13 protein-coding genes are annotated in these 16,577 nt (G+C 71.5%); 6 read left to right on the plus strand and 7 right to left on the minus strand.

What is annotated here, in order from left to right; all coding sequences use genetic code 11:
• Positions 1-69: 69 nt before the first annotated feature.
• Positions 70-1,530, plus strand: a complete 1,461-nt coding sequence (locus AAFX79_06545; protein MEO1008206.1) for a PP2C family protein-serine/threonine phosphatase — start codon at positions 70-72, stop codon at positions 1,528-1,530.
• Here the strand turns inward: AAFX79_06545 and AAFX79_06550 are convergent.
• Together AAFX79_06550 and AAFX79_06555 are read right to left on the minus strand one after the other, a co-directional pair.
• The gene (locus tag AAFX79_06550; protein ID MEO1008207.1) at positions 1,511-2,929 is read right to left on the minus strand and encodes a TIGR00366 family protein; all 1,419 of its coding nucleotides are present in this window, start codon (positions 2,927-2,929) and stop codon (positions 1,511-1,513) included. The genes AAFX79_06545 and AAFX79_06550 overlap by 20 nt on opposite strands.
• A complete protein-coding gene (locus AAFX79_06555) occupies positions 2,930-4,102 on the minus strand; it encodes an aminotransferase class I/II-fold pyridoxal phosphate-dependent enzyme (protein MEO1008208.1) in 1,173 nt (390 codons plus the stop codon).
• Between the two features lie 30 nt (positions 4,103-4,132).
• On the opposite strand from AAFX79_06555, the gene AAFX79_06560 reads away from it, so the two are divergent.
• Genes AAFX79_06560 through AAFX79_06575 form a run of 4 tightly spaced genes read left to right on the plus strand, consistent with a single transcriptional unit; the run spans position 4,133 to position 6,134 of the window.
• Positions 4,133-4,630 carry a peroxiredoxin gene (locus AAFX79_06560; protein ID MEO1008209.1) on the plus strand — a complete coding sequence of 166 codons (498 nt, stop codon included), beginning with the start codon at positions 4,133-4,135 and terminating at the stop codon, positions 4,628-4,630.
• Positions 4,627-4,830 carry a hypothetical protein gene (locus AAFX79_06565; protein MEO1008210.1) on the plus strand — a complete coding sequence of 68 codons (204 nt, stop codon included), beginning with the start codon at positions 4,627-4,629 and terminating at the stop codon, positions 4,828-4,830. Before AAFX79_06560 ends, AAFX79_06565 begins: the two co-directional genes overlap by 4 nt.
• 9 nt (positions 4,831-4,839) lie before the next feature.
• Positions 4,840-5,814 (plus strand): 5'/3'-nucleotidase SurE, encoded by a 975-nt coding sequence (surE, locus tag AAFX79_06570; GenBank protein ID MEO1008211.1) that lies wholly within the window; start codon positions 4,840-4,842, stop codon positions 5,812-5,814.
• A gap of 32 nt (positions 5,815-5,846) precedes the next feature.
• The gene (locus AAFX79_06575) at positions 5,847-6,134 is read left to right on the plus strand and encodes a hypothetical protein (protein ID MEO1008212.1); all 288 of its coding nucleotides are present in this window, start codon (positions 5,847-5,849) and stop codon (positions 6,132-6,134) included.
• Between the two features lie 33 nt (positions 6,135-6,167).
• Here the strand turns inward: AAFX79_06575 and AAFX79_06580 are convergent, their stop codons facing one another.
• The 3 genes from AAFX79_06580 to AAFX79_06590 are packed head-to-tail and all read right to left on the minus strand — an operon-like array spanning position 6,168 to position 10,572.
• Positions 6,168-7,682, minus strand: a complete 1,515-nt coding sequence (locus tag AAFX79_06580) for a serine hydrolase domain-containing protein (protein MEO1008213.1) — start codon at positions 7,680-7,682, stop codon at positions 6,168-6,170.
• A 15-nt stretch (positions 7,683-7,697) separates the two neighbouring features.
• Positions 7,698-8,651 (minus strand): tyrosine-protein phosphatase, encoded by a 954-nt coding sequence (locus AAFX79_06585; GenBank protein MEO1008214.1) that lies wholly within the window; start codon positions 8,649-8,651, stop codon positions 7,698-7,700.
• A 46-nt stretch (positions 8,652-8,697) separates the two neighbouring features.
• Positions 8,698-10,572 (minus strand): mechanosensitive ion channel family protein, encoded by a 1,875-nt coding sequence (locus tag AAFX79_06590; protein MEO1008215.1) that lies wholly within the window; start codon positions 10,570-10,572, stop codon positions 8,698-8,700.
• Positions 10,573-10,746: 174 nt separating this feature from the next.
• Between AAFX79_06590 and AAFX79_06595 the strand changes: the two genes are divergently transcribed.
• The gene (locus tag AAFX79_06595; protein MEO1008216.1) at positions 10,747-13,095 is read left to right on the plus strand and encodes a prolyl oligopeptidase family serine peptidase; all 2,349 of its coding nucleotides are present in this window, start codon (positions 10,747-10,749) and stop codon (positions 13,093-13,095) included.
• Between the two features lie 30 nt (positions 13,096-13,125).
• On the opposite strand, the gene AAFX79_06600 is transcribed toward AAFX79_06595, so the two are convergent.
• Both AAFX79_06600 and AAFX79_06605 read right to left on the minus strand, forming a co-directional pair.
• Positions 13,126-14,073: an ABC transporter ATP-binding protein gene (locus AAFX79_06600; GenBank protein ID MEO1008217.1), complete on the minus strand. Its 948-nt coding sequence runs from the start codon at positions 14,071-14,073 to the stop codon at positions 13,126-13,128.
• Positions 14,074-14,086: 13 nt separating this feature from the next.
• Positions 14,087-16,552, minus strand: a complete 2,466-nt coding sequence (locus tag AAFX79_06605; GenBank protein ID MEO1008218.1) for a hypothetical protein — start codon at positions 16,550-16,552, stop codon at positions 14,087-14,089.
• Positions 16,553-16,577: the final 25 nt, after the last annotated feature.

Here is a 16,577-nt window from a genome sequence, read left to right on the forward strand (position 1 = left end):
CGGACATCTCCTGTCATCCGGGATCGCGTGCGGCCGCGATGGGCCCTCGGGGCGGAGGCGACACTGGTCATGTGGCGATGGCTTCGGAATCCGTTCGGCAGGCGGCCCACCCGGCGGACGCTGCTGATTTCCGCGCTCATCGTGCAGGCCGTCGTGCTCGCCGTGGGCTGGTTCGGGACCTTCCGCATCGTGCAGCGGTCCTTCGCGGGCGTGATCAAGCAGACGATCCTGGACCAGAATCGCGACTTCGCGACGCGGATTGCCTCTTTGCTGCCCGAGACGATGGGCCACATCGAGTACGGCGGCGAGGACTGGGAGAAGCTCCAGCGGGTCATCGAGGACGGCACGCTCGCCAACCTCCCCGAGGGCGGCTTTGCCTGCCTCATCGAGCCGAACGGCCAGCTCCTGTGCCACCCGGAGATCCGCGAGAACCCCGGCCTACGCAACTTCAGCTTCGAGCGCAAGCGGCTCATTGCAGGCCTCGATCACGGAGCGCAGAGCCAGGCGATCACCGCTGCGGGCGATATGGACGAGCCGGCGGCGGGCATCGTCGAGTTCCTGGCCGGCGACTTCCACTACGTCGCGACCCAGCCGATCAACGAGACCGGGCTGCGGCTGCTGGTGCACCAGCCGGTGGACGAGGTCGTGCGCACCAGCCGCGAGGCGACCCGCTGGATCTGGCTGATCGCCGCCCCCGCCGCCGTCGGCGTGCTGTCGATCACGGGGCTTGGGCTGGTCTCGCTGCTCCGCCGCTACGAGGGCACGCAGGAGCGGCTCAATCGGCAGCTGCACGACAATCTGCTCGTCGCCCGGCGGATCCAGGAGGCCACGCTGCCGGCGACGCTGCCGAAGATCGACGGCTTCGACTTCGCCGGCCGGAGCACTCCCGCGGAGGAGACCGGCGGCGACACCTTCGACGTGTTTGCACTGCCGGACCGGGACGGCTCGCCGCGCGTCGCGATGCTGCTGGCCGACGCGACGGGGCACGGCATCGGGCCGGCGCTGGCCGTTACGCAGCTGCAGGCGATGTGCCGCGTGGCCTGGCCGCACGAGGGCGGCCCGCTGGCGATCGCCGGCATCCTGCACGAGAACCTGCGGGACCGGCTGCCCGACGGGCGATTCGTCACCGGCTGGTTCGGCGAGCTCGATGCCCAGCGGGGCTCGATCACGATGGTGAGCGCCGCGCAGGATCCCCAGCTGGTCTACCGCCGCGCGACGGGCGCCATCGAGCGGCTGCCGACCGACACCTTCCCGCTCGGTCTGGTCGATGCGCTAGACGCCGACGGGGAGCGGTGCGTGGCGCTCGAGCCCGGCGACGTGCTGCTGCTGGTGTCCGATGGCATCTCCGAGGCGGCCAACGAGCGCGGCGAGATGTTCGGCATCGAGCGGTTGTCGCAGGTGCTGGCCGATACCAGCGAGCGCGATGCGGCCGCGATCGTCGACGCCGTCGACGCCGCGGTCCGCCGCTTCACGAATGATGCCCCGGCCGACGACGACCGGACGATCCTGGTCATCCGCCGGTCCCGCTGAGGACGCCGGCGACCACGAGGCAGCCGCCGATCCACGCCGCCGCCGCAAGCATCACCAGCGCGGTATAGCCCACCACGTCGCGGGCCGACGCGCCGGTGATCGTCAGCAGCGGCAGCGCCCAGAAGGGCTGGAGCATGTTGGTGAGCTGGTCGCCGTAGGCCACCGCGAGCACGAGCAGCGCGGGGTCGGCGTCGGCCGCCGCCCCGGCCTCGAGCACGATGGGCCCCTGGATGGCCCACTGGCCGCCGCCCGAGGGCACGAAGAGGTTGAGCACCGCCGCCGACGCGAACGTGAACAGCGGCATGGTCTGCGGCGTGGACAGGCCGGCGAGCCCGCCCGCGATGCCCGCGGCCAGGCCGCTCGCGGCCATCATGCCCATGATGCCGCCGTAGAGCGGGAACTGCAGGATGATGCCCACGCACGCCGCGGCCCCGCGTTCGGCGGCGGCGACGTAGGACCGCAGCGAGCCGTGCGCCACCAGCCCGATGGCGAGCATGGCGGCGTTGACCTCGTTGAGCCCGGGCCGCAGCCAGCCGCGGCTGCCGCCGTACCGCACCAGCACGACGACCAGCAGCGCCGCGAGGATGCACGGCACGATGGGCGAACGCTCGACGAATCCGACGAAGCCCGTGGCGGCTGGCGCCGCGGACTGCGGCGCCGCAACGGGCGGGGCCGCCGGCGTGACGCGCGCGGTCGCGGGCGTGAGCGCCGCGAGCACCAGCGGCGCGAGCAACACCACGCCCCCGCTGGCGACGAGATTGATCGGCGAGAGCACCGTGCGGGTCAGCGCCAGGCCCCCACCGGCGAGCCGCTCGAACTCGGCCGCCGGCATGATCGACGAGGCCGCCTGGGCCGTGGTCATCGAGAAGGGCGCCGTGCCCGACAGCCCGCCGTGCCAGGTGAGCAGGCCCAGGTAGCCCGCCGCGGCGAGCAGCGGCAGGGGCACGCCGACGCCCCGTTCGCGCATGGCCGCGTGCATGCGGGAGGCGAGGATCGCGCCGGCCATCAGCGACAGCCCCCAGTTCACCAGCCCGAGCGTGGCGGCCGTCGTCGCGACCAGCCAGACCGCCCGCCGAGGCGTCGCGGGCCACCGCGTGATGGCGTCGAGCCCGCGGGATACCGGGCCGCTGGCGGCGAGCGCGTAGCCCGTCACCAGGATGAGGCACATCTGCATGCCGAACTTCAGGAACCGCCAGAGCCCGGTGCTCTCGTCCGACCAGGCGTCCACCAGGGCCGCCGCCCGCGCGCCGAGGCCGTGGTCCGCCGGCAGGCCCGCGAAGCTGCCGAAGGCCAGCGCGATGCCGCCGGTCAGGACCGTCAGCCCGATCGCGATGGCAAACGGATCGGGCACGATCGCCTGGAAGACCCGCGAGACGCGCTGGCCGAGCGCCGCGATCACCTAGAGCCTCCCGAGCCGCTCGGCACCGGCTTCGATGGTCGCCCGCGTCTTGCAGAACGCGAAGCGGGCGAATGGGCGGCCCAACCTGCGATCGACGTAGAACGAACTCGGCGGGATGGCCGCGACGCCGATCTCTTCCACGAGGTAGCGGCAGAACTCGACGTCGCCGTCCACACCGAGCCGCTCGGAGACAGCCGTGTGGTCGACCATCACAAAGTAGCCCGAAGGCGCCCCGAATACGCGCAGCCCCGCGTCCAGGAGCGCCTCGGACAGCAGGTCCCGCATCGCGCGGAAGTGCGTCCGCAGCTCGGCCGTGAAGCCCAGGTGCTCGCGGAGCGCCAGCGCCGACGCGACCTGCGCGGGCGTGTTGGCGGCGTAGCTGAGGAACTGGTGGCCCGCCCGCACCGCCCGGGTCAGCTCGGGCGGCGCCACGGCCCAGCCCACCTTCCAGCCCGTGACGTTGAACAGCTTGCCGATGCTGCCGAACGTGATCGTCCGCTCGGCCATGCCGGGCAGGCCCGCGAGCCGCACGTGCTCGTCGGGTCCATCGAGCACGAGGTGGTCGTAGACCTCGTCGGTGATGGCGACGACGTCGTGCTCCATGCAGAGATCGGCGATGAGCGCGAGCTCGGTCCGTGTGAACACCTTGCCGGTCGGGTTGTGCGGCGTGTTGAGCAGGATGGCCCGGGGCCCGGTCGCGAAGGCCTCGCGGAGCCGGCCCTCGTCGAACACGAAGACGCCCTCGTCGTCGGGCGCGAGCGGCACGGGCATGACCTTCGCGCCCGCCATGTGCAGCGTGGCCAGGTAGCTGTCGTAGAACGGCTCGAAGAGCACGACGCCGTCGCCGGGGTCGATCATCCCGAGCACCGTGGCGGCGATGGCCTCGGTGCAGCCGCAGGTCACCGTGACGCCGGCATCTGGGTCGATCGCCGGGCCCCCGAAGAGCGCCGCCCAGTCCGCGATCGCGCGGCGGAGCTCCGGCACGCCATGCGTCGGCGCGTACTGGTTGCGGTTGCCGGCGGCGGCGCGGCCCATGGCCTCGAGCACCGGTGCTGGACCGTCGAAATCCGGGAAGCCCTGCGAGAGATTGACGGCATCGTGCCGGGCGGCGAGCGCAGCCATATCAGCGAAGACGGTGGAGCCGAAGGGCCTCAGGCGTTCCGCGACGGGCATAGCGCACAGCGTACCGCGCTAGAGTCGCCCGTGCTGAAGGCCGGCGATGCGATCCCCGATGTCGAGATTCCGGCGACGCCCGGGCTGTGCGACGACGCCACGCCGCTGGCCGTGCTCGCGAGCCGCGCCCCGCTGCTGCTGTACAGCTATCCCGCCGATGGCACGCCCATGTGCACCCGGCAGGCCTGCATGATGCGCGACGGGGTCGCGGAGCACGCCGAGGCGCTGGCGTCGACGGGCCTCCGCGTCGCCGGCATCAGCCCCCAGGGCCGCGCCAGCCACGATCGCTTCGCCGGCCGGCACGATCTGGGCTTCCCGATCATCGCCGACGAGGACAAGTCCATCCTCCGCGCCCTGGGGATGCTCGGGCCGCTCGGCATCCCCCGGCGGGTGACCTACTTGCTGGGAACGAGCGGCACCATCGTCGATGCCACGCGGGCCGACCTGCTGCTGGGCCGCCACAAGGCGTTCCTGTCGCGGGCGCTCGCACGGCTCGAGGGGCGTGGCGAACCGGCGGCCGGGCGATGAGATTCCTCGACGCCGTGCTGCTTCTGCTCGGCGTGTCCTCTCCGGAGCATGTCCGCCGCCGATTCAAGAAGAACGGCCGGGAGCGCGAGACGGTGGTCGTGTCGCTCGACGATGCCCCATCGAACTCGGGCGACACGCCGGCGCATGAGTCTCGCGCAACGCCGGCCAATGACGACGGACGACCCGCGACGCCCTCCTAGGCTGCATCCATGCGAGTGCTGCTGACCAACGACGACGGCGTCCGGGCCCCGGGCATCGTCGCCCTCTACGACGCCCTCATGGACACCATCCCGGGGTTCGAGGGCGCCCTCGGCGGTCCGCTCAGGATTGCCGGCACGCCCATCGACGAGGCCTACGCCGTTGCGCCCGCCACGGTGCAGAGCGCCACGAGCCACGGCGTGACCTTCCACGAGCCGCTCATGGTCGAACCCGCCCGCGTCCGCGAGCGGATGGTCGGCACCGCCATCGACGGCCGCCCCGCGGACTGCGTCAAGCTGGCCCTCAGCGAGATCTGGCCGCGCCGCTTCGGCGCCGGCGAGCGCCCCGACCTGGTCATCTCGGGCATGAATGCCGGCGCCAACGCGGGCATCAACGTCATCTACAGCGGCACGGTGGCGGCCGCCATCGAGGGCGCATTCCTGGGCATCCCCTCCATCGCCGTCAGCCTGCACCTGGGCCGGGGCTCGACGCGCTTCGACATCGGCGCGATCCACGCGCGCCGGGCGATCGAGACGCTGCTCGCCGGCGGCCTGCCCGATCCGCACACCGTGCTCAATGTCAACGTGCCCCGCTGCGAGGAGCCCGTCGAGGACACGCCCGAGGCTCGCGCCGCGGCCGAGCAGCAGCGAACCAGCGCGGGACTGCCGACCAACTTCGACCAGTCCGACACCCGCGTGACGACCGCGCCGCCGCCCCCGCCGCCCGCCAGCGCGGACGAGGCGATGCCGATCGTGGTCTGCCCCATGAACACGCACGGCCACGTCGACCGCTTCGAGGGCCGCGTCAGCCCGGGAGGCCGCGCCTACTTCTGGGCCGCCGCCGGCGGCATGGACTTCCAGGCCACCGAGCAGGGCACCGACGTGGACTGGCTCTTCAAGCGCGCGGTGACGGTGACGCCGCTGCGGTACGACCTGACGGATCGCGCAGCGATGGAGGGGTGGAAGCAACGGACACAAGTCCAGTAGGCACGCGGCCTCTCCACGAGTAGGCTCGCCCCATGGACACCCGATACCTCGGCCTCGCGCTGGCGCTCGGCTCCGGCTTTGGCCTAATGCTGGGCTCGGTCCTCGGCGTGCTCATCGGCGACGTCGGCTTCTGGATTGCCATGGGCATCTCGATGGGGGCCGGCATCGGCCTGGCCATCGGGGCCGGACTCGCCGCCCAGGGTCCATCCCGTGCGACGGATTCCTGCCCCCGCTGCGGCTACTCGCTGCAGGGGCTACAGGAACCGACCTGTCCCGAGTGTGGCACGGCGTGCCCCGACGCCGGTTCGAGCAACTCGTAAGGGGGCTGCGCCGTACGAAGATCGCACGGGACATCAGCCGCCAAGCAACCTTGTCAGTGTTGCCGCGTCCTCGTCGCTCAGCCGCAGCAGCACGGGCCAGAAGCCGCGGGCCGGATCGTCGACGATCAGCGTCGGGCCCGGCTGGCGGTTGTAGTCGGGCTGCACGCGGAGCTCGAGCCAGTCGTCGTCGATCACCAGGCGATCGCCCGAGGCTTCGTACGGCCGGGTGCCCAGGCCCAGGCTCGTCGCGTTGACGGCGTTGTCGAGGTCCATCTCCGCGATGCTCACCAGCGACGCCGCGGCCCGCCTCGCCGTGACCTCGCTCATGCGGAGCACCAGCGCGACGCCCCGATCGCCCTCGGCGGTCAGCACGATCTCGTCATCGGCTCGCTTGATGTCGAACGACGGCTCGGACACCGTGCCGTGGTCGTGCCGATTGAAGGCCACGCCCTCCCTATGGATCTCGACGTCCACGCGGGACGGCGCGATGCCCAGCAGCTCGGCCTCGAGCGCGTCGGCCAGGCCCCGCGGATCGCCGTCGGTGTTGGTGAGCACCGCGATGGTGGCGCCGCGATCCGGATAGCGCCGCCACTCGGCCAGGAACCCCCGCGTCGAGCCGCCGTGCGATCGTTTCGGCGTGCCGTCGGGCGCATCGAGGCCGATCCAGCCCAGCGCCATGGGCACGGGCCCCTCGATGGCGACCAGGTCCATCCGCTCGATGGACTCGGGTCGCAGCAGCGCCCCTTCCCGGCCGTCACGCGACGCGAGCAGTGCCGTGTGCAGCCGGGCGAGGTCGCCCGCGGAGGTCAGCACGCCGCCGGCTCCGCGGAGGCCCCAGCCCCAGCCGTCGTCGAGCAGGCCCCGCCGGATGCGCCGTCCCTGGGGCATCACTTGTCGCACCGAGAAGCGATCGCCGTCCAGTGGGCCGTCCACGCCGCGCCCATCAAGGAAGCCGCTGGCGGTCATCCCGGCGGGCTCGAACACGCCCTCGCGGACGACGGCCTCGAAGCCCTGGCCCGTTGCGACCTCGATGGCCGCGGCCAGCAGCACGTAGCCCGCGTTGCTGTACGCCCAGCGTTCGCCCGGCGGGGACTGCCGCGGAGCCGCGAGCGCGAGGCGGACGGCCTCGTCGCGATCGTCGAGGTCGAGCCGCTGCAGCGCCCGGCGATCGTCGAGTCCGGCCGTGTGCGTCAGCAGATGGCGGATCGTGATCGCATCGCCGTCCTCGCCCGCGAGATCTCCGAAGAGGTCCCGCATCGTCGTCTCGAGCGTCAGCTGGCCGCGCTCGACGAGTTGCAGGACGGCGATCGCGGTGATCGGCTTGCTGACCGAGCCGATGTCGAACAGCGTGTCCGCGTCGATGGGGTCGAGGCTCTCGGGGTCCTGCAGGCCGAAGCCCTCGGCCAGCACGACCTCACCGCGATCGACCACCAGCACCGCGCCCCAGAAGGAGCCCAGCCGCTCGCGTTCAACGACGACGCGGTAGTCGGCGCTCGGCTGAGCAGCAACGGCGGTGGACGCGATTAGCACGATGAGCATGCGGAGCATGCGATCCTCCCGTGTCTAGTCCCGGTGCGCTCTGTGGCACTCGATGCAGGACTGCGCAACCCGCTCGAGCTGTGCCGCAAGCCGCGCAGGCGTCGCGCGATCGAGCAGCATCTGCTCGAGGACCGAGGCGGCCTCGGCGCTCTCGACCATCATCGTCGCGAACGTGGCGCCGCGTGAATCGTCGTCCTCCGCGGAGACCCGCAGCGCATCCGCCAGGCGGCCGGCATCGGCTGCGGGCACGAGGTCCGGATGCTCGGGCGGTGTCCGCCAGCCGGCCGCCTCGATCGTCCTCAGGTGCGCCAGGGCGTGATCGGCCTCGACCATGGCCGCCACGAGGCCCTCCGGCCGGAGGACCGAGGGGAACTCGCCATCGATCGCATCCAGGGCGGCGGGCGGGATCATGCTCGCGTCGGCCGCGCATGCGTAGAGCCCGGCGTAGTGCTCACTCGTGCCGCTCACCCGCATGCGGGCGAGCATGGCGTCGGCGTCGTCCATCCCGAGCGCGACCGCGATGACCGCCGCCGCCGCCGCGCTGCGGTGCTTGCCGTGGTGGCAATGGACGTACACCGGGCCGGCCCGCAGCGCGTCCCGGGCCGCCCGGGCCAGCTCGACGCAACGCTCCGGCGGGATGCCGTCGTAGCCGATGGGCAGGTGCACGTACCGCAGGCCGCGTGCCGCGGCGGCGTCGGCCTCGGGCGGCGCGGCGTCGACGCTGATGACCGTCCGCACGCCGAGGCTCCGCAGCGTGTCCAGGCCAGCGGGACGTCCGCCCTCGCGGTGCGGGGCCGACCCCGAGAGCAGGCCCGCGGCGAAGGCCACCACGTTGTCCAGGCCGGGCATCGCGACCGGGATGGCGTGCGTCGGCTGAGGTAGTTGGGGGCCGGCGACCGCACCGCTCGCGGATGGCGATCGCCACGCCGACCAGCCGCAGGCCGACGCGAGCACGAAGCCACACAAGATCATCGCCATCGCGCACCGCACGCCGGCATCCAACCGGCGAGGGCGGCGCGGGTTGCTACTTGGTGGCCGCGGCGGCGGCATTGTCGCTGCGATCGTTCGTGGCATTGCCTGTGACCACGACCTCCAGCGGACCGGGCAGATGCAGATCCCGCTGCGGGAAGGGGATGCTGACGCCCTCCTTGTCGAAGGCCTGCTTCACGGACTGCATCAGGTCCCAGTATACGTCCCAGTAGTCGCTGGTTCGGCACCACGGACGGCAGACGATGTTGACCGAGTTGTCGCCGAGGGAATTCACCCGGATCGTCGGGGCGGGGTCGTCGAGCACCTTGGGGTGGGCCTCGACCTCGCGGGACAGGATGTCGCGGGCCTTGTCGATGTCGTTGGTGTAGGCGATGCCGAAGGTGAGGTCGACGCGGCGGGTGGGCAGCCCCGTGACGTTCGTGATGACGTTGCCCCAGACCTGGTTGTTGGGCACGTAGTTGATCTGGTTGTCGAAGGTCAGGATGGTGGTGGTGAACAGCGTGACCCGCTGCACCTTGCCCGTCACGCCGCCGGCATCCACGACGTCGCCGACGTCGAACGGCCGGAGGAAGAGGATCAGGATGCCGCTGGCGAAGTTGCTCAGCGTGCCCTGGAGCGCCAGGCCGATGACCAGGCCGGCGGCGCCGATGGCGGCGATGAGCGGCCCGATGTCGACGCCCGCGTTGTCCAGCGCCACCACGAGCCCGACCAGCAGAATCAACCGCCGCGTGCCCGCGACCAGGAACTGCCGCAGCAGCTGGCTGCTCCGCTTGGAGCGGACGAGCGCGGCGCTGATGGCCTTGGCCGCGAGCCGGGCGACGACCCAGAAGATGCCGAGCGTGAAGATGAAGCCGAGCACGCTCAGGCCGAAGGCGATGCCGCCCGTCTCGCTGGTCAGCCAGTTGGAGAACATGGTGCGGACCTGCTGGACCAGCACTACCGGATCCCAGATGTTGAGCCGCTGGCCCGTCGCGTTGGCGATGTACTTCTTGGCCGCCGACGCGTCGCCGCCGCGCTGCTCGAAGGTCTTGACCACCACGCGGATGCGATCGACGATCGCGTCGATGACCGCCTGCTGCTCGCCGCTCCGCTCGGCCAGCGCCGCCCGCACCTCGGCGCTCTGGGCGCGGCTGCTGGCGGCTATGTCCAGGCGGATCCGAACGCGGACCTGCTGCTGCAGCAGGCCGAGCCACGCCTCGATCCGCTCCTCGATCTGCGTCGCCCGCAGCGGCTGCAGTTCGAGTTGCAGTTCCGAGATCGATACCGTCCAGGGCTCGGCACGCTGGTGCACCGGCGGGTCGGCCTGCACCGCGCTCACCAGCGCGTCGACGCGGTCCGACAGCGCCTCCTCCTCGGGCTTGGCCTCGGGCTCTTCGGCCCGGGCGGGCGGCTTGCCGGCGACCTCGATCGCCGCCACGCCGCCGACGTACGCCAGGTCCTGGGCGACATCGATGCCGCGATCCCGCAGGGCCTCGAGCGTCAGCCGCGCCCGCACCGCCACCTCGTTGCGGAGCCGCTCGAGGGTGGCCAGCAACTCCCGCGTGGCGTCGTCGATGGGCGTGCCCGCGGCCTCGCCCCGCCGCGCCTGGACGTTGGCCTCCACCAGCGACTCGCCGATGACGCGGAGCATCTCCACGCTCCGCTCGCCGTGGGCCTGCAACTCGTCGAGCGGCAGCACGACCAGCCGCTGGCGGTACTCGCTAACCGGCGTGCGGATGAACGCGGCCGCGTCCCCGCCCGTCGGATCGAAGCGCTGGATGGCATCCTCGGGCGATGGCGCGTCCGCCTGTGGCGACGCTCCGGCTTGCTCGGCTGCATCGCCGCCGTTCTGGGACATGGCGAGCGTCGACGGCGACGCCGCCAGCAGCGCCACTACGACCAACCCCACGACGCAAGCCAGCTCGCGCATCCGCACCCTCCCTTGCCCCGCCGTGCCCGCGGACGCTCCCCGCCGCCAGCGGCAGGCAGCCTAGGGCGAACGCGGGCCCGATCCCGTGCCGCCCGGACCACCTCGCGGCTCTACCATCCCGACCAGGCCCGCCGCGTCACGCCGTCGTGCGGAACTCTCAGGAAGGACGTGCCGATGAAAGCCCTCGCTGCCGCGTTTTCGGTGTCGCTCTCGCTCGCGCTGCTGGCCGGATGCACCCGATCGTCGCCCGACCGCGCGTCTCATCAGGGCCCGCTCGAAGCCGCCGCCATGGGCGGCCGCGCCCTGGAACGCTGGGAGGCGGGCTACCGCGTCCAGCTCCAACCCTGGCACGTGCTGGCCTACCCCGACGCCGAGCGCACCGACGTCGTCAACACGCTCCACGGCGTCGAGGTTGCCGACCCCTACCGCTGGATGGAGGACCCCGACGACCCCCGGCTGGGCGCGTGGATCACCGAACAGAACGAGCTGTTCGAGGACGTGATGCGGCACGCCGACCAGCGTGACGATTACAAGGCGCGGCTCACGGAGATCTGGGACTATCCCCGCACCGGCACGCCGCTAGAGCGCGGCGGCACCTACTTCTTCAGCTACAACAACGGCCTGCAGAACCAGAGCGAACTCCGCGTCGCGAGCACGCCCAAGGGCGAGGGCCGCGTGCTGCTCGACCCCAACACCTGGAGCGACGAGGGCACCATTAGCCTCGCCGGGTGGTCGCCCAGCGAGGACGGCACGATGCTGGCCTACCTCCAGAGCGAGGGCGGCAGCGACTGGCGGACCATCAAGGTCCTCGACGTCGAGACGGACGAGGACCAGGGCGTCTTCATCGATAGTGCCAAGTTCACCGGCATCAGCTGGGCCAAGGACGGCAGCGGCTTCTACTACAGCCGCTACCCCGAGCGCCCCACCGGCAGCGCCGAGCTGACCAGCCTCAACGAGAACCAGAAGGTCTACTTCCACCGCCGCGTGATCGATGAGGACGGCTCCTCCACCTGGACCGACGAGCTGGTCTACGAGGATCCGGCCAACCCCAACCGCGGCTGGGGCGTCTCGGTCAGCGACGACGGTACCTTCCTGTTCATGACAGCGAGCGAGACCACCGCGCCCCAGAACTTGCTGTACGTGGACGATCTCCGCGACGATGCCGGCTTCGTGCCCATCGTCACCGAGTTCCAGGCCCGCTACAGCGTGCTGGGCAACGTCGAGGGTGACATCCAGCCCGTCACGAGCGACGACGCCGTCGGCATCGATCCCGTGATGGTGATCGAACAGCGGCTGCTCGTCTACACGACCGACGACGCGCCACTGGGCCGTGTCATCGCGATCGACCCGGCCAACCCGGCCCGCGAGAACTGGGTCGAGGTCATCCCCGAGGGCGACGTGGCGCTCTCGGGCGCCAGCCTCGTCGGCGGGCACGTCATCACCCAGGCTCTCCGCGACGTGCTGCCCGAGATCAACGTGTACACGCCCGAGGGCGAGTTCGTCCGCACCGTCGAGCTGCCGGGCATCGGGTCGGCGGGCGGCTTCGGCGGCCGCATCCAGGACGAGACCACCTACTACACCTTCTCGAGCTACAACCGTCCGCCCACCCAATACGTCTACCACGTCGCGTCCGGCGAGTCCGAAGTGTTCCGCGAGAGCGAGATCGAGTTCGACGCCGACCCCTACGTGACCACCCAGGTCTTCTACGAGAGTAAGGACGGCACACGGGTGCCGATGTTCATCACCCACCGCGAGGACATCGAACTCGACGGCAGCCACAAGCTGCTGCTCTACGGCTACGGCGGCTTCGGCATCTCGCTGCGGCCCGGCTTCAGCATCACCCGCGCCGCGTGGCTCGAGAGCGGCGGCATCTACGCCGTACCCAACCTCCGCGGCGGCGGCGAGTACGGCCTGCCCTGGCGCGAGGCCGGCAGCAGGCTCGCCAAGCAGAACACCTTCGACGACTTCATCGCCGCGGCCGAGTACCTGCACGAGCAGGGCTACACCAGCCCCGAGCGGACGGCCATCATGGGCGGCAGCAACGGCGGGCTGCTCGTGGGCGCCTGCATGACCCAGCGGCCCGACCTCTTCGGGGCCTGCATCCCCGAGGTGGGCGTGATGGACATGCTCCGCTTCCAGCTCTTCAGCGCGGGCCGCTTCTGGGTGGCCGACTACGGATCCGCCGACGACGCCGATCAGTTCCCGGTGCTGCTGGGCTACAGCCCCTACCACAACATCCAATACAACGAGCACTACCCGCCCACGCTCATCACCACCGCCGACCGCGACGACCGCGTGGTGCCCATGCACAGCTTCAAGTTCGCGGCGGCCCTGCAGCACGCCCAGGGCGGCGCCGATCCGACGCTCATCCGCATCGAGGTCGACGCCGGCCACGGTGCGGGCACGTCCACCGAGAAGTCGATCAACAAGTTCGCCGACCTGTGGTCGTTCCTGGACATGGTGCTGCTGGCCGAGAACGACGCGAGCGACGGCCCGAGCCTGCTCGATCGGATGCTGCGGTAGATCCCGCGGGAACGGAATTCGCCCGGGACGCTACTGCACCAACCCCTTGGTCAGCCGCATGAATGCCGTCTCGAGGTTCACCGCTTCCTCGGTGAACTTCTTGAGGCGGAAGCCGTTGTTGACGAGGATGTTGGGCACGTCGGCGATGGCGACGGCGCCCTCCTGGTCCAGCGTGAGGTGGATCTCCACGCCGTCGTCGGCGTCGACGAGCTGGACCTTCTTGGCGCCGGGCAGCTTGGCGAGCACCTCGCCGGCATCGGGCGAGCGTTCGACCACCTGGATGTGCAGGATCTGGCCCACGCGGGCGCGGCTGAGCGCCTCGCGGACGGTGCCGGTGAACAGCAGCTTGCCCCGCTCGATGATGCCCACGACGTTGCACAGCTCGGCCAGCTCGTGCAGGATGTGGCTCGAGATCAGGATGGTCTTGCCCATCCGCTTGAGCTCCTTGAGCAGCTCGCGGATCTCGATGCGGGCGCGGGGATCCAGGCCCGACGCGGGCTCGTCCATCAGCAGCACCTTGGGGTCGTGCAGCAGCACGCGGGCGACGCTCAGCCGCTGCTGCATGCCCCGGCTGAGCCCGCTGACCTCGGCATTGGCCTTGTAGGTCAGGTCGGTCAGCTCGAGCACGTCGCTAACGACCGTCCGCCGCTGCTTGCCGTGGATGTCGTAGGCCGCCGCGAAGAACTCCAGGTACTCGGTGACGACCATGTCCTGGTAGGCGCCCATGAAATCGGGCACGTAGCCGATGAGCGGGCGGATGAGCCGATTCTGGTAGCCGATGGTGTGGCCGCAGACCTGCGCCTGCCCGCTGGAGGGCTTGAGCAGCGTCGCGAGGATCTTGATGGTCGTGGTCTTGCCCGCGCCGTTGGGGCCGATGAAGCCGTAGCAGTCGCCCTCGTCGATGGTGAGGTTGAGGTTGTCGAGCGCAACCAGCTCGCCGTACCGCTTCGTGAGGTTGATCGTCTCGATGATCGGCATGCGGCTCCCTCGCTCAGCCCCCGGGCCGGGGCGCGGGCGGCGCCGCCGGCGGGGTCTCGGCTTCGATCGCCGGCGGCCCGGGGGGCAGAGGATACACCCACCGGACGAAGGTGCGGCCCGACAGGTTCGCCTCCCGCCCGTCGACCTCGATGGGCGTCGGCGTCGGCGCGTCGCCCGACCTCGCGCCGACGTGCCCCAGCACGATGATGCACGGCTGGGTCATCCAGCGGCCCAGATCGAAGCCGTGCATCGCCCGCACGGTGGACGCCGTCAGCGAGGATGCGGTCACGCCGCCGCCCGTGCCGCTGGGCGGGCCCGCCTGGCTGAGGAGCGAGGCGATCGCCAGCTGCTTGCTGATCTCTCCGGCGCTCGTGTTCAGCCCGCCGCCCGACCCGAAGCGCACCGAGCGGTTGGCCTGATCGTCCACGTATCTCGACAGCGTGGCCCGGGCCCGATCGCGGCCCGTCAGCAGGGTCTCGGCCGAGAGATCCAGCCGCTCGCCCGCGGGCCACGGATCGGGCCGCGAGAACGCCGTCGCGTTGCGGCTGATGGGCACATTCGCGCTCACGCCGGGCCGCACGGGCAGCATGCCGGGATTCACGATGATCACGACGTCCTCGAGATCGCCCGGCAGGTCGTGCTCCAGGAAGCCGACCGCCTCGGACGCCGCCTGTTCCAGGGGCAGTCCATCGGGCCGGGGCGTGGCCCGCAGTTCGCCCGGACCGCCGTCGATCGCCACGGGCGTCGGCATCGCCCACGCGATGCCACCCGCCCAGTCGACCTGCACCTCCTTCATCGTCGAGCGCACGGGGAAGCGCATCGAGATGGGCTCGTCCAGGCGTGCGATCGGCCGCACCGGGTAGCCGCGGTTGTCCGGAAAGCTGCCGCCCGTGGTGCTGGGCGTGGGGCTCATCCACGGCGAGACCGAGGCCGCCACCGGCTCGCTCGCCGACCCGCGGGGCCCGCCGACGCTCACCGTCGCCTCGCCGTACCGCGGGATGATCATGCCCGCCCAGGTCCGCGAGCGCTGCACGGGCTGGCCGTACACGTGGTCGAGGATGGTCAGGTGGCTGCCGCGGATCGTCGCCGGGCTCAGCAGGACGGCCCCGCCCCAGGCGATGCCGGTGAACACCGCCGTCGTCGCCACGAAGCCGACCCAGGCAAGCCGCGAGCGCTTCACCTGCTTGAGCAGCGCGAAGCCGATGGGGCCCGCGACGAACCAGTACACGATGAACACCACGAAGCCCAGCAGCACGCCCGACGCTGGGCTGCCCGTCTGGGCGATCGAGAAGTCGATCGACTCGTCATAGTGGACCACCACCCGGGGTGGCTGCACCGTGCCGCGGGGCCGCGACGCCCAGGGCGTCAGGTCGCCCCGCCGTCCGAGCACGCGGTGCCAGAAGGTCTGCGCCGAGGGCGCGCCCACGCGGGCCAGCGCCTCGCTCGCCACATCGAGGCCCACCAGCGTCACCGCGCCGATGCCCACCGCGCGACGTACGACGAGGGGCGCTCCGCCGGCGCCGGCCAGCACCGTCGACGCCCGCGCCGCGTCCTCGACGTCGAACACGTGCGCCGCCATCGTCCGCGGCAGCGCGATCCCCTCTCGGTGGGTGAGCAGCGGCCGCAGCGGCGCCGTGGGATAGTCGGCGATTCTCTCGGCCGTCACCGCTGGCATCACGTCGGCCAGGGGGTTGTTCAGCTCGCCCGTCAGCCACGTGCCGCCGACCGCGGGCAGCACGACCACGAGGTGCCCGCCTCGCTGCACCCACCGCCGCAGCGCGTCGGTCCGCTCGGCCCCGAGCGCGATCGGCTCGCCCTGCGTCCAGACGATCGTGCCGAACTGCTCGAGACCCAACCACTCGTCGGGCATGGCCGCCGGGTCGAGGCGGCTGACCAGCGCGGTCCGCTGGTGCAGCCGCGTGTCGTAGACCTCCTGCGACTGCTCGGTGTACGCCCCGAGCCCCGCGACCCGCGGGCCGACCACGCCGATCAGCCCGCTCTCGGCCGGCACGACGTTCACCGGCTGGAGCAGCACCTCGCCGACGACCCGGCCCGCCCGTGGCCGCTCGGTGTCGGCGTCGATCGCCTCGAACACGCGCACCTGTAGGTCGCCGGACTTGCGGAAGTCGAACGGCAGCCGCACGTAGGTCCACAGCTCCTGCCGCTGCCCGGGGTTCGATGCCAGTCCCCGCTCGTAGAGCGCGGTGTCGCCGTCGGGATCCCGGACGGCCACCCGCACGAGCAGTTCCCGCTGCCGCACGCCCTGGTCCAGCACCCGCAGCCGCAGCCCCATCCACGAGCCCGGTCGCACGAAGTTGCCGGTACCGAACTCGATGGCCGACACCGCCACCTCGCCCTGCGAGACCCCGGCCACGACCGCGGGTTCGCCGCCGTCGGGCGGCGCGTCGTCCTGGGCGAGCGCCGCGGACGCGACGCCCAGCAGTGCGAGCATCAGCGCCGCGAAGACGCCGCGGCTCAACTCGGCGCGCCGCCTCGCCGATGCA

The sequence above is a fragment of the Planctomycetota bacterium genome, assembly GCA_039819165.1.
Taxonomy (GTDB): Bacteria; Planctomycetota; Phycisphaerae; order Phycisphaerales; family UBA1924; genus JAHCJI01.

Bases quoted from the DNA above. Each gene is read 5' to 3' on its own strand.
- AAFX79_06585 (MEO1008214.1), bottom strand. From the start codon at position 8,651: ATGGCGATGATCTTGTGTGGCTTCGTGCTCGCGTCGGCCTGCGGCTGG.
- AAFX79_06590 (MEO1008215.1), bottom strand. From the start codon at position 10,572: ATGCGCGAGCTGGCTTGCGTCGTGGGGTTGGTCGTAGTGGCGCTGCTG.
- AAFX79_06565 (MEO1008210.1), top strand. From the start codon at position 4,627: ATGAGATTCCTCGACGCCGTGCTGCTTCTGCTCGGCGTGTCCTCTCCG.
- AAFX79_06545 (MEO1008206.1), top strand. From the start codon at position 70: ATGTGGCGATGGCTTCGGAATCCGTTCGGCAGGCGGCCCACCCGGCGG.
- surE (MEO1008211.1), top strand. From the start codon at position 4,840: ATGCGAGTGCTGCTGACCAACGACGACGGCGTCCGGGCCCCGGGCATC.
- AAFX79_06580 (MEO1008213.1), bottom strand. From the start codon at position 7,682: ATGCTCCGCATGCTCATCGTGCTAATCGCGTCCACCGCCGTTGCTGCT.
- AAFX79_06600 (MEO1008217.1), bottom strand. From the start codon at position 14,073: ATGCCGATCATCGAGACGATCAACCTCACGAAGCGGTACGGCGAGCTG.
- AAFX79_06595 (MEO1008216.1), top strand. From the start codon at position 10,747: ATGAAAGCCCTCGCTGCCGCGTTTTCGGTGTCGCTCTCGCTCGCGCTG.
- AAFX79_06555 (MEO1008208.1), bottom strand. From the start codon at position 4,102: ATGCCCGTCGCGGAACGCCTGAGGCCCTTCGGCTCCACCGTCTTCGCT.
- AAFX79_06575 (MEO1008212.1), top strand. From the start codon at position 5,847: ATGGACACCCGATACCTCGGCCTCGCGCTGGCGCTCGGCTCCGGCTTT.